Source organism: Nocardia sp. NPDC004260 (assembly GCF_053603155.1).
This window is the reverse complement of sequence record NZ_JBSGEZ010000079.1, coordinates 1-19,715: the sequence shown is the minus strand read 5'-3', so window position 1 is coordinate 19,715 and position 19,715 is coordinate 1. Positions and strand designations below refer to the sequence as shown.

Below are 19,715 nucleotides of genomic sequence, written 5' to 3'. Positions count from 1 at the left end.
TCGCAGGCTACCGGCTGTCGGCGCGATACGCCGTGAAGATTTCTGACCTGCATGAATGCTCTCCCGTCGGGGTCTGCGGAGCTAGCGGCGCGCCCAGGCGCCCGGGTCTTCGGTGAGCGTTTCGACGGATCCGGGCAGCCGGTTGCTCGCGATATCGGCGATGGTGACGTTCTCCAGCACCGCGCGAATGTTGACCCGCAGCGCGATCCACACCCGCTGCAACGGCTCGGCCGCACCGGCATAGCGGACGTCCTCCGGCCGCGCGCCGCGCACCGACGCGAGCGGGCCCTCGATCGCGCGGATCACGTCGGCGATGGAGATGTCGGCGGCCGGCCTCGCCAGCCAGTAGCCGCCGTCCGGGCCGCGCCTGCTGATCACGAGTTCCGCGCGGCGCAGTTCGCCGAGCACGGACTCGAGCACCTTGGGCGGAATCCGCTGGGCGGTGGCGATCGCCTCGGCCTTGACCACCGGCGCGGCCTGCACAAGGGGTGCGCCGAGTCCGACCGCCGACTGGTCCAGCCGCGGCGCACTGGCGATCTCGAGCAGCGTTCGCACCGCGTAATCGACCTTCGCGGTGATGTGCACAGCAGCGACTCCTGGCGTCGAGGGGATGGCTCGAATCTACGCGGCGCCGCCGCCCGCGAGCACACAGGTCGCGGCGTCCAGCAGTGACGATTCCACCAGCGAGTCGTCCGCACCAGGCACGAGTTCCTTGGACACCAGCGCGACACCGATCACCTCGAGCGCGGCGCAGGCGCGCAGTTGCGCCTCCTCGGTGGCGTCCGGTCCGGCCAGCCACTCGCGCAGCACCTTGCTGGTGTTCATCAGATCGGGATAGCGGTCGGCCATGGCGTTGATGATCGCGACCGTGTCGCGCACGACCAGCGCCCCGGCGTCACGGTGATGGATCAGACCGCGCAGATACGTCCGCAGCACCTGGCGGATGCCTTCGGCGTCGTGCGGCACCCGGTCGAGATCGTCCACCACCGAACGCATGAGATCGACGATCGGATCGATGATCGCCAATAGCAGATCGAGCTTCGACGCGTAGTGATAGTAGAGCGACGCCTTTGTGATTCCTACCGCATCCGCGACCTCGCGCAGGCTCGTCTGCTCGAATCCTTTGGCTCCGAACAGCTTCACCGCGGCGTCCCGAATCGCGATTTTAGTGCTTCCACCTGCGGCGACAGCGCCGGGTGCGTCACGCACGGCCATTCGACGATCCTCTCATCACCTTCGCATCGAGCGAAGATCACCCGTAAAATTGAGGTTGTACCTCCGCTTAGCTCCTGGGTAGTCTACCTACCGCACGGTAGGCAGAAAGCGTCAGTGGAGGCGGAGGCAGGCAGGGCACCTCCGCGAGTGCTGTCTACACGCAGAACCAGCACGATCCCAGTCATCGCTAGGAGTAACCAGTCGTGTCCGTTTACCTGTACAGATGGGGGAAGTTCGCCTTCCGCCGGAAATGGATAGTGCTTCCCGTCTGGCTCGTCTTGTTCGTGCTCCTCGGTGGCCTGGGCGCGCAGCTCGGCAAGCCGATGAGCAACGACTTCAGCATGCCCAACCTGCCCTCGGAGCGTGCCAACGAAATCCTCGACAAACACTTCCCCGGCGCCTCCGCCGCGTACAAGTTCGACGCGGTCACCGGCACCTACGTCGCCGCCGCGCCGGAGGGCCAGACGCTGACCGATCCGGCGAACCGTGCGGCGCTGGACGCGTTCATCGCCAAGCTCGGCCAGCTCGACATCGTCGACCACGGCAAACCCATCACCAACCCGGTCGAGGCGACCGAGAAGATGGGCTGCCTGAGCAATCCCGATCCCGCGCAGTGCAGCGCCGCCCCGCTGAACGTGCTCAGCAAGACCGCGCCCGCGACCGTGGCTGTGATCAATGTCCCCTTCACGATCGCGAAGGTCACCGACGTGACCGACGCCCAGCGCGAAGCGGCCTACGACGTCGCCGCCGACGCGCGCAACGCCGGCCTGACGGTCGAGATGAGCGGCTCGATCGCGCAGAAGCAGGAAGCGCCGAGCGGCAAGTCCGAGATGATCGGCATGGCCGTCGCGCTGGTCGTGATGGTCGTGGCGTTCGGCGCCATCGTCGCGGCGTTCGTGCCGATCGTCACCGCGATCATCGGCCTCGGCGCGGCCACCTCGCTGATCATGCTCGGCACCTCGGTGATCGAGATCCCCAGCTTCACCACCTTCCTCGCCTCGATGATCGGCATCGCGCTGTCCATCGACTACGCGCTGTTCATCGTGTCCAGGTACAAGCACGAACTCGCGGTGCAGGATTCGCCGGAAGAGGCCGCGGGCACCGCGCTCGGTACGGCCGGTTCCGCTGTCGTGTTCGCCGGTCTGACGGTCATCATCGCGCTGGCGGGCCTGAGCATCGTCGGTGTCCAGTTCATGACGTTCATGGGTCTGGGCGGGGCCATCGCCGCCGGTTTCGCGGTGCTCACGGCGATCACGCTGATGCCCGCGCTGCTCGGCGCGTTCGGCCGGTTCCTGTTCAAGCCGAAGCTGCCGGTGGTCGCCCAGCACGATCCCGAGGACGAGAACTCGGTCACCAACGGCATGCGTTTCGGCCGCCTGCTCGGCCGCGCGCCGTGGGTCGCGCTGATCCTGAGCGTCGTGGTGCTCGGCGCGCTCGCCGCCCCCGCGGCCGGCTTGAACCTGGGCCTGCCCGGCGAGGACAGCATGCCGAAGACCTCCACCATCCGGAAGGCCTACGAGCTGCGGACCGAAGGCTTCGGCGAGGGCAGCAACGGCGTGCTGAACGTGGCCGCCGACCTGAGCGCCGTCCCCGCCGAGAACCGGGACGCCGCGGTGAAGGCGCTGCGCGACAAGCTCGCGTCCTACCCCGACATGGACTACGTGACCGAGCCGCAGTGGAGCCAGGACCAGCAGGGCGCGCTGCTGAACGGCGTGCCCAAGTCCGGGCCGAACAACCAGGCCACCAAGGATCTGGTGCGCGACGCCAGGGAGGCCGAGGGCCAGCTGAAGGCCGAGTACGGCATCGAGTACGGCATCACCGGCACCACGGCGATCTACGCCGACGTGGACCACGTGCTGCTCAGCAAGATCGTGCCCTACCTGGCGATCGTGGCGGGCGCGGCGTTCGTCCTGCTGATCCTGGTGTTCCGGTCGATCCTGGTGCCGCTCACGGCGGCGCTCGGGTTCCTCCTGTCGATGGCCGCGACCTTCGGCGCGACCGTGCTGATCTTCCAGGAGGGCAAGCTCGGCCTGATCGAGGACCCGCATCCGCTGGTCAGCTTCATGCCGATCATGCTGATCGGCTTGGTGTTCGGCCTCGCTATGGACTACCAGGTCTTCCTGGTGACCCGGATGCGCGAGGAGTTCGTGCACGGCAGGTCGGCCAAGGACGCGGTGGTCGCCGGCTACCATCACGGCGCGCGCGTGGTGACCTCGGCGGCGATCATCATGATCTCGGTGTTCGGCTCGTTCCTGCTGGAGACCGACGTGACGGCGAAGTCGTTCGGTTTCGCCCTGGCGGTCGGCGTGCTGCTGGACGCGTTCATCGTCCGCATGGTGCTGATTCCGTCGCTGCTGGTGCTGATGGGCAAGTGGTCGTGGTGGATGCCGAAGTGGCTCGACCGCATCCTGCCCGATATCGACGTCGAGGGCACGAAGCTGCGTGAGCTGCAGCGGCGTTCCGCCGAGACGGCGAAGGTGCCGGTCAGCGTCAGCTGATCCGAAGGCCATGACTCGGCCCCGCATCCGGACTCCGGATGCGGGGCCGAGTGCGTTCACCGGCTCGGTTGCGGCAGTTCGCAGTCGCCGACCTTCGGATCGACGCCGACATAGTTGAGCGGGCCCGCGAGGGCGGTGAGACCGATCGTGCCCCAACCGGCGCAGTTCAACGGGGGCCCGCTGTCGAAATAGTGCCGCTGACCGGCCGCGAGCAGGCCGATCGCCAGCCAGGCCAGCAGCAGGAACCCGAGCACCCGGGAGCCTATGCCCGGGCCGCGTCCGGCACGCGCACGACGTTCGTAATCACGCTCACGACGTCCGTAATCACGCATCTCCTCGGTTCCTTCCGTGCTCCCCGTCGAGGGGGGATACCCGGCCACACCGACAGTTACCCAATCAGCCCGAGGTAGTGCGGATTGAATCGCGTCTTAGCAAATATTTGGTTCACGGCCCGCGCAGGCGAAAAGCGGACGGCCGGGCGGCATAGTCACCCGGCCGTCCGCGGTTCGATCGAACTACGGGCTCGGTTGCGGGACATTGCAGTCCGCGATCTTCGGGTTGACGCCCATGTAGTTGAGCGGTCCCGCGATCACCGTGACGGCGACGGTGCCGAAACCGGCGCAGTTGACCGGCCCGCTGTCGAAATAGTGCCGTTGTGCTGCGGCGACCACGCCGATCAGCAACCAGATCAAGACGATTACACTTCCGATTCTCATGTTTCTCTCGCGCATCGTTCCCGCGCGGATTGTCCGACGGCGCATCTGGCATCGCGTCCTTCCCCGCACTTGCGTATCGGGCGTATACCCGCGATCGCGTCGGTTACCCGTCATGAAAAGGACAATTTTCACTCAGGTTCGGCGGGACGGTCGGCTGGTAGCTTCGATGGCATGGCGGCGCTGTTCCAGTGGACGATTCCAGGCTGGGTGATCCTGCTCGTGCTGGTGGCCGTCTACGAGCTGACCGTGAACAAACGCCGCAGGCGCCGCCGCACACCGATCTCCGGCACGTTCACCGACGAATTCACCGCGCTGTTCTACTCGACCAAGCGCATGGAACTCGACCATCGCGAATCGGGTCGATGTTGCGCGACGAGCAGGACCAGGGGGCACCGCCGCTGATCGGTGTCGACCTGGCCGGTCGCAAGGTCGTATTGCGCAGGGACGGTAACGAGTAGCGCTGCGCGCCCGCGATTCTCAGCGAAGGTGACCATCGTCGGACAGAATGAGGCCCATGCGCGGCTCGATGAGTGAGAAATGGCAGCTGTTCGGCGAGCATCTCGAGTCCGCCCCGGGGCGGCTGTCGAGCCGGGTCCGCCGGGCGCTGAGAGCCGGAGCCGCCGGGACAGCCGACTCCAGCCAGGATGTTCCTGCCGAGCTCGCGACGTTCGCAGACCTGGTGGCCGACCGGTCCTATCGGGTCACCGAGCAGGTGATCATGGCGCTCAAAGCGGCCGGGCACACCGACGACGAGATCTTCGAGGCGACCGCGGTCGCCGCCTACGGCGCGGCCGACCGGCGCCTGCGCGCCGCGCGTCTGGCTTGGGAGAGGCACTGAGATGTGGCTGGAGGCAGTGCGTTCCGGTCACGACCGGCCGACCAAACTCGTGTTGTGGACCATGCGGCGGTTCAGCGGCGTGGAGGTTCCCGCCGTGCTCAAAGTGTTGTTCTACCGGCACAGGTTCTTCGGGTCGCCGCTGTCGGAGCTGATCCAGGACATCATGCGCGGACCGTCGTACTGGACCGTCGCCGAACGGGAGATCTTCGCGACGCATACCTCGCAGGCCAACGAGTGCCCGTTCTGCGCCACCTCCCACGAGGCGATCGCGGGCGCCTACATCGACGCCGACGTGGTGACCCGCGCCTTGGCCGACGGTACGGACTCCCCGCTGCGTCCCGAGGCGCGCGCGATGCTGGCCTTCCTCGCGAAGATGGCTCGCGACCCGGGCGGGTTGACCGCCGAGGACGCCGCGCTGGTCCGGCTGGCGGGTGTTTCCCGGGAAGCGTTCGACGAGGCCGTCTGGGTCGGCACCTGCTTCAACGTGATCAACCGGATGATGAACACGGTCGGAGCGGGCCCGCTGGAGGACGCGCAGCGCGGCGTGAGCGCCCGATTCATCAAACTGGCCGGCTACCGTATGCCGCCTCCGGTGACATTGTTCTCGCGCGGCGTCTGAGCGCATTTCGCCCGATCCGCTCGCATGCGGGATCGATGTGTGTTTTCCTCGAATGGTGAGCCAAGTCCACTTGGGGCACATTTTCCACATCGCCGGAAGTCCCGCCGTCGGCGATGCGGCCCACGCGTTGGCCGACCTGCCGGACGGTGCGCTGATAATCGGGGAAAGCGGCCGGATAGTATTCTGCGGACCGCGCTCCGATATCCCGGCCGAGCACCGCGCCGGAGAAGTGTTCGATCATCGTCCAGGATTTCTGCTTCCCGGATTCGTCGACACGCATATCCACTTCCCACAGACCTTCGCGGGAGATGCCTACGGCGGCGGCCAACTGCTGGAGTGGCTCGAATTATGTATGTACCCCGCAGAATCCCGTTATGCCGATCCAGAATTCGCGCAATCGGCGGCCACCGAGTTCTGTACACGGCGCATCGCAGCGGGGACCACGGCGGCGATGGTCTTCGGCTCGGCGTTCCCGCATGCGCAGGACGCCCTGTTCACCGAGACCCGGCGGCGTGGTCTGCGGATTGTCGCCGGCCGGGGAATCCAAACGACCGGAACGGATGCGGCGGCGCCGCTGATCACCACCGAAGACGACGCCATCCGGTTGACGAGCGAAGAGATCGACAAATGGCATGCCGCCGACACCGGTGACGTGGACACGGCGCTGCTGCACGTGGCGGTCGTCCCGCGATTCTCGCTGGCGGTCACTCGCGCGACGCTGAAAAACCTGGGCGATCTCTATGATTCGGTACGCGAACGTGGCGTCTATTTCCACAGTCACCTCAACGAGAACAACCGCCCTGGCACCGGCGAAGTCGACGCCACCAAGCAGGCGTACGACGTGGCGACCTATCTGGACACCTACGACGGGAAGTTCCTGCCCGGGTCGGCGGTAGGCGGCAAGAGCATGCTCGGCAAGCGCACCATTCTCGCCCACTGCGTGCACTGCCAGGATGACGAACTGCGGCGGATGGCCGAAACCGGCACGTCGGTCGCGCATTGCCCGGTGTCGCAGCAGTTCCTCGGTTCCGGCACGATGCCGTGGAAGCGGACGCTCGCCTCCGGCGTCACGGTGGCCGCGGGCACCGATTACGGCGGTGGCGACGAATGGCTTATTCCACAGGTACTTTCCGCCGCGTTCAAAGTGCACATCTCCGAGCCGGGCGACCAGGGCGTGTCGATGCATCCCGGGGAAATGCTGTTCACCGGCACGCTGGCCGGTGCACGTGCCTTGGATATGGAGAACCGTTTCGGGAATTTCGACGTCGGTAAGGAAGCCGATTTCATCGTGGTCGAACCGGCGCGCGTTCCAGCGCTGGAAAGCACGCTGGTACACGGCGTTCGCTCCGACGACCCCGTATTGGCCCGGGATCAGACACTGTTCGCCTTGCTGATGGGTATCCGAGAGCCCGCGATCACCGAGGTCTACGTGCGGGGCCGTCGCGTCGACGTCGTATAGCCCCGATGAATGCCGCGGCGACCGTCGTAACGGTCTTTCACCGACCGGCGAACGACGCGGCCTTCCGGGACTGGCTGGCGCGGCTGACCGAAATCGCCCGCGCGATGCCCGGGTTCACGCATTCCTCCGTCGCGGTGACCGAGAGCCCGATGCTCGAACCGGGATTCAGCGTCACATTCCGATCCGAGTCATTGCTGCACGAATTCCTGGACTCGGCCGAACGGGCAGCCACTGTCGCCGACGGTGAAGCGCGCGGCTTCCTTTGCAAGAGCGCCGATCTGATCATCGTCGAGGGAGAGTCGCCGCCGGGGGTCTGCGTGTTCCGGCACAGTGTCGCACGCGACAAGGAATTCGAATTCGAGGCGACCGAGGCGCAGCTCGTCGCGGCGAGTTCGAGATTTCCGGGATTCGAAGGCGCCGCCCTTTTCCCGGCGGACGGCGGCCGCTGGTTCTCGGTGCTCCGATTCCGGACACATCGGCAGTTGACGGAATGGCTGAGCTCGGACGAACGCGCCGCCGCGCTACCGGAATTGCGTTCGAAGCTGACCGAGGACTTCACCGTGGACGCGCACACCACGCCGTTCGGCTCGACCGTCCGCACGGTCGATGGCGAGACCAGGATGACGCCGACCTGGAAGACCGCCATGCTGGTGTTGCTGGTGTTGTATCCGACGGTGATGGTGCTGTCCCGATTCCTCGGTCCGGTGCTCGACCGGCTCGGCGTGCAGCCGTGGCTGGCGTTGTGGCTCAGCCAGATCGTGAGCGTGGGCGTGATGAGCTATTTCCTCTCACCCGCGGTCGCGCGCCAGTTCCGCCGGTGGCTGGACCCGGTCGACGGCGCGAGCCCCCGGATCAGCATCGTCGGGGCCGCGGTGGTCGTCGTCCTCTACGCGCTGACACTGTTGCTGTTCGCGTCGGTGCGCTGGCTGCAGTACTGGGACTACGACTGATCACTCAGGACAGGTCGAGGTGCCGGTTCATCGACATCGCCGCCTCGGCGAGATCGGCGAGCTCGACCACCGTGACACCCGCCTGCCGCAGTTTCTCCACGCCCACGCAGTTCGCCACGAATGTCGACGGCTCGCGCCACGCGATCACCACGACCGGAATACCGGCCCGCAGTATCCGGTCCGTACACGGCAGCCGATCCTTCGACCCCCGCTCCGAGCAGGGCTCCAGCGTGCTGTAGATCGTGGCACGCGCCAGCCGGGGATCGGCCGGGTCCACCTTGCGGAGCGCGGCCTCCTCGGCGTGCTCCTTGGGATCGGACTCGCGCGAATAGCCGGTGGCGATCTCCGCACCATCGGCGACGATCACCGCACCCACCGAGAACGCGCCCTCCGCCACCGGGCACAAGCGCGCGAGTTCGATGGCCCGGTTCATCCAGTAATGGTGGTCGGGCTCGGTCACCGGAATCAATCTCCTTCGACTCGTCCTGCGGAAGATGAGAAAAGCCCCTCACCTGTGCGAACGTCACCCCCCTGGCGCAATCAGGGCATATCTCGCAAGTATCGAGCTAGACCCGTCTTCTCTTCCACTCACATCCCCGGTCAAAGATCGTCTTTGACCGGGGTTTCTTGTCAAATTCTTGTCGCGTTCACCCTCCCCGCCAGAGCGGAACGCCGTACATGCGAACCCTGGCAGTACTCCAAGCCGCTCGGCGGCTGCACTGGGTCGATTCCATTCTTCGGCTCAGGAGGCGTAGACGAGCACACACGAGTGTAGGTCATAGGATGGCTTGACGGTTTCCATGTGCGTCGCCTGCTCCGTCGACATCGGAACATCTGCGGCTACTCGTCGGGATAAGCGATCGGGACCGTTCGAACTGGCTCAGCAAGTTTCATGGTCTGAGTCCAGGCGTGCTCTCCCGCGACCGATGTCAAACGGAGTCGAATACTCGAAGCTGGATGCTCACCAATCGGCCCCAGTTCCACTCGCCAGGCAGCCTCATCGCCGTCAGTCAGCGGGCCGAACTCCGCCCGTTGGAGATTCGACGGGTGGACGCCAGGAGTGCTGACCGCGAACGAAGGCCAACTTTGGTCGATCTCGACAGTGACGGAGTGCACGTCACCTTTCTTCAGGACTAAGACAAGTTCATACACACGCGCATAACCGTCACGCGTGAGGATTGCCGACCGCCCCTCGTCCCACTCAGGTTTTAGCTCATCTCGACGACGGTCCCGGTTGATCGCTTCGTTCCGCTCGGACACCCGCATATTCCGCCACGTAAAGGAGGCACTAGTGCCAGCCACACAGATGCCGATGATGGAGAGGACAAACGACGCCACAATCATGTGAGGAAACTACTCGCATCCACCCGCGATCGCGGGCAAGATGTCGATGGTTGCCGCCCGATCAACACCATGGACTCCGCGCGCATCGCGCCTCGACCGCAGACGCCCGTTCTAACGGCCAATATGTCGAAGGAAGTTGGTGTCCAGGGCGCGGATCTGGCGCAGACGATTCACCGGCCGCGCTCGATTCCCCGGCTGCGTTCTTGGCTGTGCCAGTAACCACGCTGCACCTGCGGCGACGTGCCCGGAGGTTCCTTCACCGCCGCCGACGGCGGTTGCGCCTGACCGAGTCCTAGAAGCTGTACCACCTCCGGCGGGATCCCCCGCGCCTGCAACCGCGCCAGTTCTTCCGCGCGCTCCTTCTCCGCCGCCTCGCATGCCTTGAACGCGGCCTCTCGATCCTTCTCGGCTGCCACGCGCTCGACGCTGGCAGCCTCCGCCCTTTCTCGCGCCGACTGTTGCCCAGTGTCAACAGCTTCGCGTCCCTGGTACAGGTTGGGCATTGGGAATTCCTGCGCTACCCGTTCGGCAGCCGCCCGTTCAACCCGTGCACCCGGTGTTTCGCGTGCCCGCCTGGCTAACTTGTCTAGTTCGTGCGCTTGTCGCTCGCGCTCGACCCGCTGTGGTGCATCGGCCCGGCCGCGTGTAGCACCGTCGCGAAATCGCAGCATATTCCGGAACTTCTTGTCTCGCCCCCGTGCCCGCACCAGCTCCGCAATTTTGTCCCGCCGCTTTTGTAGCTCCTGCGCTTTCTGCTCTCGCGCCTTCTCCGCTACGCCTGGTAGCTCAAGCTGCTTACCGTGCTGCGGCGGTGCAAGCTGTTTACTTCGCTCCAAATCCACGCCCAACGCCCAAATTGTCCGGGCTTCAGCGCGCGAGATTTCTAGGTGGGTGAATCTGTCGCGGAAGTCTCGCTTCAAACCGTTGATAAGTACCTGACAGTCTTTCGATACCGTCTCGCCTTCTACTGACCGAAGCGTATGTTCCTGCACGACGCCGGTCTCAAGAAGGACCCGCAATGCCTTGAGCTGCTTTTCGTCTTTGGGTCCTTCGATTCTGCCGGATTTATCCTCGATGGAGAAAGTTTTGCCTTGCTTCTCTCTGACGTGGTCGAACTGAATCCGACCTTCCGGGGTCTTGTATATACGGGAACTGGGGAGATATCCACGCTCGCGGTCCTTGAAGTACCCCTCGATACCGTTCTCGAAGATCCTTCCACGCTCGTGAGGCTTGTAGTTCTCTCGGTCTCTTTCGTATTCGTCCAACCGACCCCCCCGAAGCGTCAATCAATATCAATAGATTCTTGACCGTAGCCATTAGGACGCAATTAAGGCAGCTCAGCGACTGCGAAATTCCTCGTGAATCGACGCGTACTCGCGAATGGCGGCAGCCATTTTGGAGAACATCCCTTCGTGCTCCTCGGGGCTATATTCGGTCATGCGTCCGATTAATCCCCATATGGTCTCGACGTCTTCTTCGCCGCCCGTGTCCATCTCTAATGCGGGATTCACGTCGTCGTAAAACGAATATTCGCGGCCGAACCATTCTTCATCGATGAATCTAGCCCCTGCGAATCTTTCGAAGCACTCGCCGATGAAACAAACGAACGCGTCAATCATGTCGGCGTCATCGGGTGACGCCGCAGCGGCAGCCCTGGTCGGGAACAGTTCGGCGACAATGGGGTCAAGCCGTTTGACCTCCGGCGAGTCTTCCGGCCACGGCTCCGAAGGGAGACCGCTTATGCCAGCATGGTCTATGAACTTTTGGGCCTGCGCCTTGCGGCGGTCGGGATCGACCCACTTGCCCCACGCTGTCTGCTCGACAGGCACCCCCAGATCCATAGTCAATTGCTCGTCGTTCCCCACACCTAGCTCCTTCTCGTCATGGTCCGAACAGGTCAGTGTCGCGCGCGCACGGCCACCGGGCAAGGGAACATCATCGCTCCACATATAGCCGTTCACACGGCAATCTGGGCCAGCCCTCAGCACTATCAGCCAGCACGTTCACGGCGTCGACGTAGTGCCGATTCCGATGCTCTTGCACGAACAGCACAGCGGCGGTGAGGCAGGCCGCGAAGTCGAACCGGGCTCCGTGCAGGAACACCGACAGATGCACGTCCGGATCATTCGGCAGCGGCGAAGTCATCACATGCCCCTATCCCGAAACCACCGGTAGTCATCGCGAATCACGATTACCGCCGCGACCCGAGTCGAACACTGCAACGGGTCGCAACCCCCGTTCGCGTCCAGTGCCTTGTCCGCAGCGTCGCGGCTCATCAACGGCAAGGTCGGATTGCTGTGCGAAGCCAACCGGGCATGCAACCGCGCTAACGCTGCCTCGATATCGAACCTGCGCGGCTTGCCGCCCTGAAGAAGTTGCAGCCCGGGATGCTCGGGCTCGTCACTGTCCGGCATAAGCCAGTGCCCGCCGACGATAGGCCCGCTTTGCCGCCGCAATGTCCCGTATCGCCTGCACTATCAACCACCCCGAAGGGCGAACGTGGCTGTCGGGGCGCACAATCCACGCACGAAACGCGGTCCCACGATCGGCTGGACTCGGCAACCCGATCGTTCCGCCGTCGCGCACGATGGCCACGTTGAAACGGAACATCTCAGCGAACAACGGCACATCATCCGGCACATCCGGCCGAATGATGAACGTCCAACGTTGCGACCGTGGGTGCGACAGGATTGGACCCAACTTGTAACCCTGGTTCTGCATCCAGACTTTCACGTCGTGCCCCAATACGGCGGGCATGGTGATCGCCCACACCGAGCCGCAGCGGGCCACGATCCGGCCCACATGCGGAGGGTCAACTCTCGCTGGTATATCGCACACGTTCCGGTAGTAGTGGCATCGAGACATCGGTGTGTCCCCGAACGCTTCCCGGCGCATCCTGCTCCCCTGCTCACACTCGTCGGAATTGGCGCGCCCGGCCCCGGCAACCCCCTGATCGGTACCCGGGAAAGGAGCGGACTGCGGTAAGGGGCTCGCGGTTCCGTACTCCTGCCGGACGCATATTCAGATGACCACGGAACATGCATCGAAGAACGCGGATCGGCGTCCACAGCGCATCCACAACTAGCTACACGCGGGTCCGTGACCGGCTAGATTCGGCGGTATGGACGGTCACGCCGCTATCGTCGGTGCGCAGCTCCGGGCGGCCCGCGAAGCCGCTGGAGTGTCCCTGGCCTCACTGTCTGCTCGGATCCACTACAGCAAGTCGGTGCTTGCCTACTACGAGACCGGAGAACGCACACCGACGCCCGATGTCATAGCTTGTTACGAGAAGCATTTCGGGCGCATCCAAGACCCGGTAGCGAGCTTGCTCAACCTCGGAAAGGCTGACGTGGAACGGCGCTCTTTCCTACGTGTCGGATACTCCACAGCACTCAGCGCATCCGTCCTGCTGCCCGGCTGGCTCGATAACGCGGCCGCCCTCGCGTGCAAGGAATCCCGACTTCGCCACGTGGGGGAAGCCGATGTAGCCGCTGTACGAGACGTGATGCTCCTCTTCTCGCAGATAGATCAGCGGCTCGGTGGCGGACATGGGCGAACAGCCGTCGTCCAATATCTGACCAACGAGGTAACCGGCTACCTGAAGGGGTCCTTCGCCAGCGAGACCGTGCGTCGCCAAATGTTCTCCGCAGCGGCGGAGATGGCCTATCTCGTCGGGTGGATGGCTTTCGATAACGACGAGCATGCAGCCGCACAACGCTATTTCGCCACATCGACCCAGCTCGCCGCCGAGGCGGAAGACGCTCCGCTGACCGGGCACGTGATGCGCGCCATGGCCCACCAGGCCGTCGACCTAGGACACCCCGAGCAGGGCCTACAGTTGGCCGAAGCATCCGTCAGCGGCACCCGCTACCGGACGGCCTGCCCCCGCGAGCGCGCACTGCTGAAGGTTGTGCACGCGAAAGCATTGAGCGCGGCTGGTCGGTCCGGCGAGTCAGCGAAAGCTCTCCTCCAGGCCGAGCAGGATCTCGCGGCAGCCGACGACTCCGATCCCGAACCCACGCGGGTGTTCTTTTTCTCCGAAGCGAGCCTCGCCCACGAAACTGCGTGCGCACTGCGGGACGCGGGCAACCTCGCCGGGGCCGCTGACCAATTCCAGCTCAGCGTCCGCAAGCGCAAGGCCACCGCGTTCACACGAACCCATGCGGTGACTCTTGGCTACCTCGGCACGGTGCAGGCCCGCAGCGGCGAAATCGAGCAGGCTTGCGCCACCTGGCGTTCCGCGCTCGACGCGATGGGCGGGGTGCATTCCGGGCGCACCCGGAACGTGGCCCGCGACATACGCTCAACGCTGGCACCGTACCGCGGCCAGTCCATTCCCGGTCTCCGCGAGACTGACGAGCAGGCAGCCGAGTATCTAGCAGCAAACAAGAGGTAGGACAGGGGTCGCATGGCTGATGAAGTGTTCGAGGTAGCGCCGGTTGCCCACGTCGTAGGTGGCCGACGTGAACCAACCGATGATCACTGGGGCGGCACCGAGGCGATCATTCGCGTCGACGACCCCCGGTTCCCCGAAGAGTCGGTACAGGGGTTGGAGGAGTTCAGCCATCTGGAGATCGTGTTCCGGTTTCACCTCACCGACCCGACGGACCTACATTTCGGTGCGCGTAGCGCACGCGACAATCCCGACTGGCCGAAGGTCGGCATCTTCGGGCACAGGAACATGCGCCGCATCAACTGGCTCGGCGTCTCGCGCTGTCGCCTGCTCCGAGTGGACGGCCTGGACCTGCATGTCGCCGAGCTGGACGCCGTCGACGGCACGCCCGTGCTGGACATCAAACCCTGGTTCGCGGAGTTCGGGCCACGCGGAGACGTCCGACAAGCTGTGTGGTCCACGGAAATGCTCAAAGACTACTTCTAGTGACCCGGCCGCTGCCTGAGCAAAAAAAATAGCCCTTTACCTGCGCTAGCAGGTAAAGGGCTGTGGCGGTGGCGGAGGGATTTGAACCCTTTCCGCCACCCTGGCCAGGGCCTCAACCCTGCTCTGATCTGCGAAAACACATCATTGCAATTAACTCCAGATCACCCTAAATCACGGGCACTTGTGCCCAAAATGTGCCCATAACTACCGGGCTACAGGGAGGTTCCGAGCCAGGACGCGAACCCCACCAGGCCCTCACTCTGTCGCCGCTGGGCCGCCGCGATGCCGTGCACGGTCTCCCGCACTCCCGGGTGTAAACGGGTCTGCTGTGGTGCCGCAGCGCGCGCCTTGTTCAGCGCAATCAGCGCTTTGTCTGGCTTCCCCGACATCAACCATGCGCGAGCGTTGTCCTGCCAGTGATGGCCGATCCGGGTGGGTGGCGCCCCCTCCGAGTAGACCAGTTCCGCGCCCTCGATCGCGGCCCGGTTCGGGTCGCCGGATTCCAGCTCGATCGCGTGCGAGTGGATCTCAGTGTTCAGCGGTCCGAAGTCGACCATGTACATGTCGGTCTCGCCGGTCCGGGCCGCGATCTCACGCGCCGCGCCGATGTGGTCGACCGCGGCAGCGTGATTCAGCTTCCGCGCTTCGTTCACCGCCCCGGCAAGGTGGGAGTACCCGCCGAGTATCAACCCGGACCGGGTCTCATCAGCTGCGGATATCGCCGAATCGATGAGTTGGCCGGCGACCTCCGATTCCCCGTAATGGGTGAGCACCCGCGCCCGTGCCAGGACGGAGAACGCACCCCAGTTGCGATCATCAGCCAGAGGCGCGTAGGTGTCTGCCAGGTCGAGCGCGGGCAGCGTCAGCAGTAGGTGACCGGTTCTCCGGGCCGACCACTCCGCGAGCACGTACGCGGCCGTCAGCAGGGTGTAGGCGTGCGCCTGCTTGTCGGCGGACAGCTCCCGCACGGCGCCGTGCAACCGACGGATGATGCCCGGCAATACTGCGATGGTCTGCCGCGTACGGTCGCGGCGGTACAGCAGTTGCGCGGCGGACAGGTCCGCCTCGAGCTGGGCCAGCGGACCGGGATCCACCGCACGGGCGTACCGACCCTCGGTCAGCAGCACCGACAGTTCGTTCACTGCGTCGGACAACGGCTTTCCGTCGTCGTACGGTGCGCCGGTCAACTGCTCCGGGGTGATCCGTAGAGCACGCGCTACCGCCGAGATGAAGCCGGAGGAGGCGGGTTCCCGTCCTTGCTCGACTGCCTTGACCATGCTGAGGCTGTAGGCGGCCCGGGAGGCGAGCGCCCGTTGGCTGAGTCCGGCGATCTTCCGTTCGGATGCGATCCGCTGCCCCACGCTGTCGCTCATGTCCCGAGGGTAGATCGATCGCGGCCCGCTGTCCCCTCACTGTCCCTCCGCGCTGTTGCCGTCAGCGAACGTTTCTGGCAGGCCCCGACGCCGGGTGAGCCCCCCGAACTCCCCGGCGTTGGGTGCTACCCAACCACACCACAACGCGCCGAAGGGTCACTGAATGACCACAGAGCTTGCAACCGTCCTGATCGTCCTGGCCGCTGTCGGCGGTCTGCTGATCCTGCTGTTCTGGGTCCTGCCGTGGCTACTCGAGCTGGGCGACGATACCGACGAACAGGTCCCCTTCCGTGAGGTCATGGACCGCATCGAGAGCGAGGGCAAGCGGTGACGACTCGGCGTTCGTGGATCGAGGACTACTGCGAGGACGGGAACATGCCCGCCGACGAGCAGCACGCGCAAGGCCTGACGAAGTTGCACGCGAGCTGTGAACCTCCCTGCCCGCGGAAGCTTGTCGCCGAGCGGTATCTCCGGGAGCGTGGCACGGGCAGCGGAGGCGGAGCAGCAGCAAGCACGAGGTAGGCTGAGCAACCGGTTACGTCACGTGACGACAACCGGGGCCGCAGGGAGCGGAAGAACCGGGGTACTCACCATCGAGTACCCCGGTTCTCTCGTTCCTAGAGGATGCCGAGCAGATCCAAGTCGGCCCCGACGTCGGTGAACAGCTCTTTGATCGCGGCCGAGATCTGCCCCATGCGTGACCATGCCTTGACGAGCGAGTCCTCTTCGTCGGCGCCGTCGCCGATGGTGATCTCCCAATGGCCGGCGGTGGTGCGGTCATCGACGTACGTCGCTTCCGTCACGTAGTCCACGAAGATCGCGTCGCCGACCTTGAACCCGATCTGATCCCCGATCCAGAAATCGGCGTTGGGGCCGAGGATGTAGGGAGCGCCGTCCTGCACCGTCACCTTGTGGGAGGTGTAACCGCGAGTGTCGTGCAAGCCGTGGCGGCCGGTCATCAACCCGTCGAGGGTGTAGGCCTTCGATGAGTTCGTGACGCAGTGCTCTTGGAAGGCGAACGGCCCCGCGCGCTGTACTCGTCCTTGGTCGGTGTACTCCGCAAACGCGAGGAACACGTCGTCGAGCTGGCCCTGATACAGAGCGTCGAGTCCTGGCAGTCCGATTAGCAGGCCCAGCCAGGCAAGGGCATTCTTGAGCGCGAACTCAATCGACGCATTGACCCAGCCCGGCGACTTGCCCCCGACGATCACATGGGTAGCCAGGGGCTTGTGGATGGCGATTTCCGACGCGCCGAGACCGGAGTACTCGCCTTCCAGGTACCAGATCCACGGGAAGTAGCGGCGATTCCCGAGTGGGGTGTTGGCGTACGCCACCTCGTAGTCCCCGCCAGCCGAATAGTCCGGGTACCGGATCGGGGTCACGCCATCATCGAAAAAGTCCTCGAAGAACCGCGTGATGCCATCCAGCAGTGTTCCCGTCGCGCCGACGACGTTGGACTTGTCGACCGTGGTCACGTAGACGGTGGGCCGGTCCAGGTAGAACCAGTCCGGGTCCGGCTGCTCGTCGTCCATGTCCGGCAGGAAGAACTGCGCCGTGAGGCAAACGCCGTTATCCTTCAACAACGGTGCGAACACCTGGTCGGCGTGCTCGAACCGGACCGACACCGCACCGAACGGACTGGTGTCCGTCAGCACGTTGATGCCGCCGACCGCGATCGGCCACGCGATCGACCCGACCTCGGCCCAGTCCGGCGCGCCGTTCCACTGGTCGGCAGACCAGAACGCTTGGCGCCGCAGAAGGTTCGCGATCAGGGTCAAGTGGATGATCGAGCGGACCCCGCCGAACATGAACCAATGCCTAGGCCACTGGGCGAACAGCGGCGCGAACGGTGAGGCGTAACAGACGGTCGTAGCGATGTGCTGCCAACAGTGGATCGCTTCAACTTCGATCGTCTTGTTACCGCGGTCGTCGACCACCTCGGCGACGCGGGTTACGAACCCGTCCCAGCGTTGCCCCGGCGTCTCGGCGGTCAAAGGGATCGTGGCGTCTTCGCCATCGGGATTGCGGAGTAGGTGGTCGTAGTGGACGGTGTCCGGCGGAAGCGTCATCTTCAGCCCGCCCGCGCCGTTCTTCACGTGCGAGAACGTGAGACTGAGGTAGCGGCCTTCTTCGCCGACCTCATTCATCCACTTGTCGTAGTAACGGACCACCGCACGCTGATCCCGCCACATGTCCTGCTCCTGCTTGCGCAGGGCATCCATGCGGCGGACCTCAGCGTGCCCGTCCCACGCGGGCGCCGACATGGTCGTCAGCTCGCGTCAGGCTGGCCGATTCGCACGATTGCCTGCGGGTGCGGGAACCCGAACGCAACGCGCATCGTCGCCTTCACGCCGACCCGATCGCTCGAGAAGTAGGCGTGTTCGGAGATGGTGAGCGTTGTATTCCTGCGCAACGTGGTGAACGCGAAAGCGCGCGGGATACCCCAAATGTCGCCGTTGGTGACGTAGGGCGAGACCAGCAGGGGCACACCGAGAACGGTCCGCGCGCCGGGCCGCGACGGGTCCGGGCCGAGCAACGGCCGGTTGCTGCCGGTTATCTCCTTCAGCTTCGCCAACTCCAGCGCCGTGTCCGGGTGCGCGACGAAGTTGCTGATCTGGGCGCCGACGTTCTCCGCCTTGGAGATGGCTTCGGCGAACGGGTCGGTGTTCGTAATGCCGGAACCCACGTCGACGAGTTGGTGTGTGGTCGAGCCGATTCCGTCCGGGCCATTTGTGGTGGTCGCAGCGAAGAACGCCGTATCGACCTTGGCGACGATGCTGCGGACCAGGCCGGCGCCGACGATGTCGAGCGCTTGCGGGTTCGAGTCCTCGGCCAGTTCGCGGGACACGATCGTCAGGCCGGCGACCTTGCGGTGAGTGATCTCGAGTTCATCGTGTTCGGAATCGTCCGGGGTGATCTCGGCGCCTTCGGGCACCCACTGTGCCGCCGGGTCCGCGGTGACGATCGGGAACTTGGAAGAGGTCGAGTCGGTCGACAGGAGGGTGGTCACCTGGAACGCGACCGAATCGCGTTGTACGGGCTGGACGATCAGCTGGTGAATCTGCTCAGGGAGGAGACCACCGACGCCCGACGACGTCGTATAGAGAGCCATGATTGCTCGCCTTTGGGTAGCGGGGAATGGTCTCCGGCTGGCCGCAAGCCAGTCCGGTTGCCCCGCTGGGGCGAGCGTGACGCGAGTCTCCGACTCCTGGCCGGTATCGACTCGCGTCACGTGACATATTACTGCTCGCGCTTGGCGTCGGCGAACGCCTGCGCCCACCCAGTCGCAAGTCCGTCGACGCTCGCACCGGAAGCGCCGGACCGCAGCGACCCGACCGCGGGCCGCGTGCGCGTGGTGCGTTGCCAATGCGGATGCGATTCGAGTACGCCCTCGATCGCCTTGCCGACCTTCGCCGGATCAATCGCGCCGTCCTTGCCGCGCAACGTCTCGAGGTCGGTTCCGCCCGTCCAGAGGTCGGAAGGGTCCGCCATCCGATCGGCGGCAAGGCGTTCGACCTCCGCGCGCTCGTACGCGGTGACGCGCTCACGGAGAGCATCGCGCTCGGTCTCGGTCTCGCGCAGCTGCCGCCGGTACTTCGCCGCTTCCCGGTTGCCGTTCGACTGCCCGCCCGAATCGGTCTCGGTGGCTGGCGCGTCCACCGTGGTATCGGCGGCCTGCTCGTCGCCGGGCTGCTGCTCGGTGGGTTCTATCGGGTCGGCAGGGGTGGTGTCGGTCACTAGGGCACCATCCTTTGCGCGGATCTTGTTACGGGGTTCGTGGAAGGGACTCGGGGGGAGCCGGGGTGACGGCCTGGGTCGGTCGC

At 64.9% G+C, this 19,715-nt stretch carries 24 protein-coding genes; 9 read left to right on the top strand and 15 right to left on the bottom strand.

Annotated elements, in window-relative coordinates; all coding sequences use genetic code 11:
* Positions 1-81: 81 nt before the first annotated feature.
* Both ACWEO7_RS32015 and ACWEO7_RS32010 read right to left on the bottom strand, forming a co-directional pair.
* Positions 82-585, bottom strand: a complete 504-nt coding sequence (locus tag ACWEO7_RS32015; protein WP_450017940.1) for an RrF2 family transcriptional regulator — start codon at positions 583-585, stop codon at positions 82-84.
* Positions 586-621: 36 nt separating this feature from the next.
* Entirely contained in the window at positions 622-1,215 is a 594-nt protein-coding gene (locus ACWEO7_RS32010; RefSeq protein ID WP_452428774.1) for a TetR/AcrR family transcriptional regulator, read from the bottom strand.
* 203 nt (positions 1,216-1,418) lie between these two features.
* On the opposite strand from ACWEO7_RS32010, the gene ACWEO7_RS32005 reads away from it, so the two are divergent.
* Positions 1,419-3,713 (top strand): MMPL family transporter, encoded by a 2,295-nt coding sequence (locus ACWEO7_RS32005; protein WP_452428772.1) that lies wholly within the window; start codon positions 1,419-1,421, stop codon positions 3,711-3,713.
* 56 nt (positions 3,714-3,769) lie between these two features.
* On the opposite strand, the gene ACWEO7_RS32000 is transcribed toward ACWEO7_RS32005, so the two are convergent.
* Together ACWEO7_RS32000 and ACWEO7_RS31995 are read right to left on the bottom strand one after the other, a co-directional pair.
* Positions 3,770-3,967 carry a hypothetical protein gene (locus tag ACWEO7_RS32000; RefSeq protein ID WP_452428788.1) on the bottom strand — a complete coding sequence of 66 codons (198 nt, stop codon included), beginning with the start codon at positions 3,965-3,967 and terminating at the stop codon, positions 3,770-3,772.
* Positions 3,968-4,228: 261 nt separating this feature from the next.
* Positions 4,229-4,429, bottom strand: coding sequence for a hypothetical protein (locus ACWEO7_RS31995; protein ID WP_450017945.1), 201 nt, complete (start codon positions 4,427-4,429; stop codon positions 4,229-4,231).
* Between the two features lie 171 nt (positions 4,430-4,600).
* Between ACWEO7_RS31995 and ACWEO7_RS31990 the strand changes: the two genes are divergently transcribed.
* From ACWEO7_RS31990 to ACWEO7_RS31970, 5 genes are all read left to right on the top strand, one after another.
* Positions 4,601-4,831 carry a hypothetical protein gene (locus tag ACWEO7_RS31990; RefSeq protein WP_452428770.1) on the top strand — a complete coding sequence of 77 codons (231 nt, stop codon included), beginning with the start codon at positions 4,601-4,603 and terminating at the stop codon, positions 4,829-4,831.
* A gap of 124 nt (positions 4,832-4,955) precedes the next feature.
* On the top strand, positions 4,956-5,267 hold the full coding sequence (locus tag ACWEO7_RS31985) for a hypothetical protein (protein WP_452428769.1): 312 nt from the start codon (positions 4,956-4,958) through the stop codon (positions 5,265-5,267).
* Between the two features lies 1 nt (position 5,268).
* Positions 5,269-5,886 (top strand): carboxymuconolactone decarboxylase family protein, encoded by a 618-nt coding sequence (locus ACWEO7_RS31980; RefSeq protein ID WP_452428767.1) that lies wholly within the window; start codon positions 5,269-5,271, stop codon positions 5,884-5,886.
* 52 nt (positions 5,887-5,938) lie between these two features.
* Positions 5,939-7,345: an amidohydrolase family protein gene (locus ACWEO7_RS31975; RefSeq protein WP_452428765.1), complete on the top strand. Its 1,407-nt coding sequence runs from the start codon at positions 5,939-5,941 to the stop codon at positions 7,343-7,345.
* Positions 7,346-7,350: 5 nt separating this feature from the next.
* Entirely contained in the window at positions 7,351-8,295 is a 945-nt protein-coding gene (locus ACWEO7_RS31970) for an antibiotic biosynthesis monooxygenase (protein ID WP_452428763.1), read from the top strand.
* 4 nt (positions 8,296-8,299) lie between these two features.
* Here the strand turns inward: ACWEO7_RS31970 and ACWEO7_RS31965 are convergent, their stop codons facing one another.
* From ACWEO7_RS31965 to ACWEO7_RS31935, 7 genes are all read right to left on the bottom strand, one after another.
* Positions 8,300-8,755 carry a deaminase gene (locus ACWEO7_RS31965; RefSeq protein ID WP_379249945.1) on the bottom strand — a complete coding sequence of 152 codons (456 nt, stop codon included), beginning with the start codon at positions 8,753-8,755 and terminating at the stop codon, positions 8,300-8,302.
* A 380-nt stretch (positions 8,756-9,135) separates the two neighbouring features.
* A complete protein-coding gene (locus ACWEO7_RS31960) occupies positions 9,136-9,639 on the bottom strand; it encodes a hypothetical protein (RefSeq protein ID WP_452428761.1) in 504 nt (167 codons plus the stop codon).
* A gap of 170 nt (positions 9,640-9,809) precedes the next feature.
* Entirely contained in the window at positions 9,810-10,904 is a 1,095-nt protein-coding gene (locus ACWEO7_RS31955) for a hypothetical protein (protein WP_452428759.1), read from the bottom strand.
* A 72-nt stretch (positions 10,905-10,976) separates the two neighbouring features.
* The gene (locus tag ACWEO7_RS31950; protein WP_452428757.1) at positions 10,977-11,504 is read right to left on the bottom strand and encodes a hypothetical protein; all 528 of its coding nucleotides are present in this window, start codon (positions 11,502-11,504) and stop codon (positions 10,977-10,979) included.
* Between the two features lie 70 nt (positions 11,505-11,574).
* Positions 11,575-11,784: a hypothetical protein gene (locus tag ACWEO7_RS31945; RefSeq protein ID WP_452428756.1), complete on the bottom strand. Its 210-nt coding sequence runs from the start codon at positions 11,782-11,784 to the stop codon at positions 11,575-11,577.
* Positions 11,784-12,053: a hypothetical protein gene (locus ACWEO7_RS31940; protein WP_452428754.1), complete on the bottom strand. Its 270-nt coding sequence runs from the start codon at positions 12,051-12,053 to the stop codon at positions 11,784-11,786. The genes ACWEO7_RS31945 and ACWEO7_RS31940 overlap by 1 nt, the downstream gene beginning before the upstream one ends.
* The gene (locus tag ACWEO7_RS31935) at positions 12,040-12,441 is read right to left on the bottom strand and encodes a DNA-directed RNA polymerase subunit beta (RefSeq protein WP_450017964.1); all 402 of its coding nucleotides are present in this window, start codon (positions 12,439-12,441) and stop codon (positions 12,040-12,042) included. Before ACWEO7_RS31935 ends, ACWEO7_RS31940 begins: the two co-directional genes overlap by 14 nt.
* 319 nt (positions 12,442-12,760) lie before the next feature.
* Here ACWEO7_RS31935 and ACWEO7_RS31930 point away from each other — a divergent pair, with 319 nt between their 5' ends.
* Together ACWEO7_RS31930 and ACWEO7_RS31925 are read left to right on the top strand one after the other, a co-directional pair.
* On the top strand, positions 12,761-14,035 hold the full coding sequence (locus ACWEO7_RS31930; RefSeq protein ID WP_452428752.1) for a helix-turn-helix domain-containing protein: 1,275 nt from the start codon (positions 12,761-12,763) through the stop codon (positions 14,033-14,035).
* A gap of 12 nt (positions 14,036-14,047) precedes the next feature.
* Positions 14,048-14,518 carry an SAM-dependent methyltransferase gene (locus ACWEO7_RS31925; RefSeq protein WP_450017968.1) on the top strand — a complete coding sequence of 157 codons (471 nt, stop codon included), beginning with the start codon at positions 14,048-14,050 and terminating at the stop codon, positions 14,516-14,518.
* 212 nt (positions 14,519-14,730) lie between these two features.
* On the opposite strand, the gene ACWEO7_RS31920 is transcribed toward ACWEO7_RS31925, so the two are convergent.
* Complete coding sequence (locus ACWEO7_RS31920) at positions 14,731-15,891, bottom strand: helix-turn-helix domain-containing protein (protein WP_452428750.1); 1,161 nt, start codon at positions 15,889-15,891, stop codon at positions 14,731-14,733.
* Between the two features lie 163 nt (positions 15,892-16,054).
* Here ACWEO7_RS31920 and ACWEO7_RS31915 point away from each other — a divergent pair, with 163 nt between their 5' ends.
* Positions 16,055-16,222: a hypothetical protein gene (locus tag ACWEO7_RS31915; protein WP_452428748.1), complete on the top strand. Its 168-nt coding sequence runs from the start codon at positions 16,055-16,057 to the stop codon at positions 16,220-16,222.
* A 286-nt stretch (positions 16,223-16,508) separates the two neighbouring features.
* On the opposite strand, the gene ACWEO7_RS31910 is transcribed toward ACWEO7_RS31915, so the two are convergent.
* The 3 genes from ACWEO7_RS31910 to ACWEO7_RS31900 all read right to left on the bottom strand — a co-directional run bounded on the left by ACWEO7_RS31910 (position 16,509) and on the right by ACWEO7_RS31900 (position 19,629).
* The gene (locus ACWEO7_RS31910; protein WP_452428746.1) at positions 16,509-18,155 is read right to left on the bottom strand and encodes a Gp37-like protein; all 1,647 of its coding nucleotides are present in this window, start codon (positions 18,153-18,155) and stop codon (positions 16,509-16,511) included.
* 5 nt (positions 18,156-18,160) lie between these two features.
* Positions 18,161-19,003, bottom strand: a complete 843-nt coding sequence (locus tag ACWEO7_RS31905) for a phage major capsid protein (RefSeq protein ID WP_452428745.1) — start codon at positions 19,001-19,003, stop codon at positions 18,161-18,163.
* 128 nt (positions 19,004-19,131) lie between these two features.
* Positions 19,132-19,629 carry a hypothetical protein gene (locus ACWEO7_RS31900; protein ID WP_452428743.1) on the bottom strand — a complete coding sequence of 166 codons (498 nt, stop codon included), beginning with the start codon at positions 19,627-19,629 and terminating at the stop codon, positions 19,132-19,134.
* Between the last annotated feature and the right edge of the window lie 86 nt (positions 19,630-19,715).

Bases quoted from the DNA above. Each gene is read 5' to 3' on its own strand.
- ACWEO7_RS31905 (WP_452428745.1), bottom strand. From the start codon at position 19,003: ATGGCTCTCTATACGACGTCGTCGGGCGTCGGTGGTCTCCTCCCTGAG.
- ACWEO7_RS32010 (WP_452428774.1), bottom strand. From the start codon at position 1,215: ATGGCCGTGCGTGACGCACCCGGCGCTGTCGCCGCAGGTGGAAGCACT.
- ACWEO7_RS31930 (WP_452428752.1), top strand. From the start codon at position 12,761: ATGGACGGTCACGCCGCTATCGTCGGTGCGCAGCTCCGGGCGGCCCGC.
- ACWEO7_RS31920 (WP_452428750.1), bottom strand. From the start codon at position 15,891: ATGAGCGACAGCGTGGGGCAGCGGATCGCATCCGAACGGAAGATCGCC.
- ACWEO7_RS31945 (WP_452428756.1), bottom strand. From the start codon at position 11,784: ATGACTTCGCCGCTGCCGAATGATCCGGACGTGCATCTGTCGGTGTTC.
- ACWEO7_RS31960 (WP_452428761.1), bottom strand. From the start codon at position 9,639: ATGATTGTGGCGTCGTTTGTCCTCTCCATCATCGGCATCTGTGTGGCT.
- ACWEO7_RS31995 (WP_450017945.1), bottom strand. From the start codon at position 4,429: ATGAGAATCGGAAGTGTAATCGTCTTGATCTGGTTGCTGATCGGCGTG.
- ACWEO7_RS31925 (WP_450017968.1), top strand. From the start codon at position 14,048: ATGGCTGATGAAGTGTTCGAGGTAGCGCCGGTTGCCCACGTCGTAGGT.
- ACWEO7_RS31970 (WP_452428763.1), top strand. From the start codon at position 7,351: ATGAATGCCGCGGCGACCGTCGTAACGGTCTTTCACCGACCGGCGAAC.
- ACWEO7_RS31985 (WP_452428769.1), top strand. From the start codon at position 4,956: ATGAGTGAGAAATGGCAGCTGTTCGGCGAGCATCTCGAGTCCGCCCCG.
- ACWEO7_RS31940 (WP_452428754.1), bottom strand. From the start codon at position 12,053: ATGCCGGACAGTGACGAGCCCGAGCATCCCGGGCTGCAACTTCTTCAG.
- ACWEO7_RS31975 (WP_452428765.1), top strand. From the start codon at position 5,939: ATGGTGAGCCAAGTCCACTTGGGGCACATTTTCCACATCGCCGGAAGT.
- ACWEO7_RS31910 (WP_452428746.1), bottom strand. From the start codon at position 18,155: ATGTCGGCGCCCGCGTGGGACGGGCACGCTGAGGTCCGCCGCATGGAT.
- ACWEO7_RS31915 (WP_452428748.1), top strand. From the start codon at position 16,055: ATGACCACAGAGCTTGCAACCGTCCTGATCGTCCTGGCCGCTGTCGGC.
- ACWEO7_RS31990 (WP_452428770.1), top strand. From the start codon at position 4,601: ATGGCGGCGCTGTTCCAGTGGACGATTCCAGGCTGGGTGATCCTGCTC.
- ACWEO7_RS31980 (WP_452428767.1), top strand. From the start codon at position 5,269: ATGTGGCTGGAGGCAGTGCGTTCCGGTCACGACCGGCCGACCAAACTC.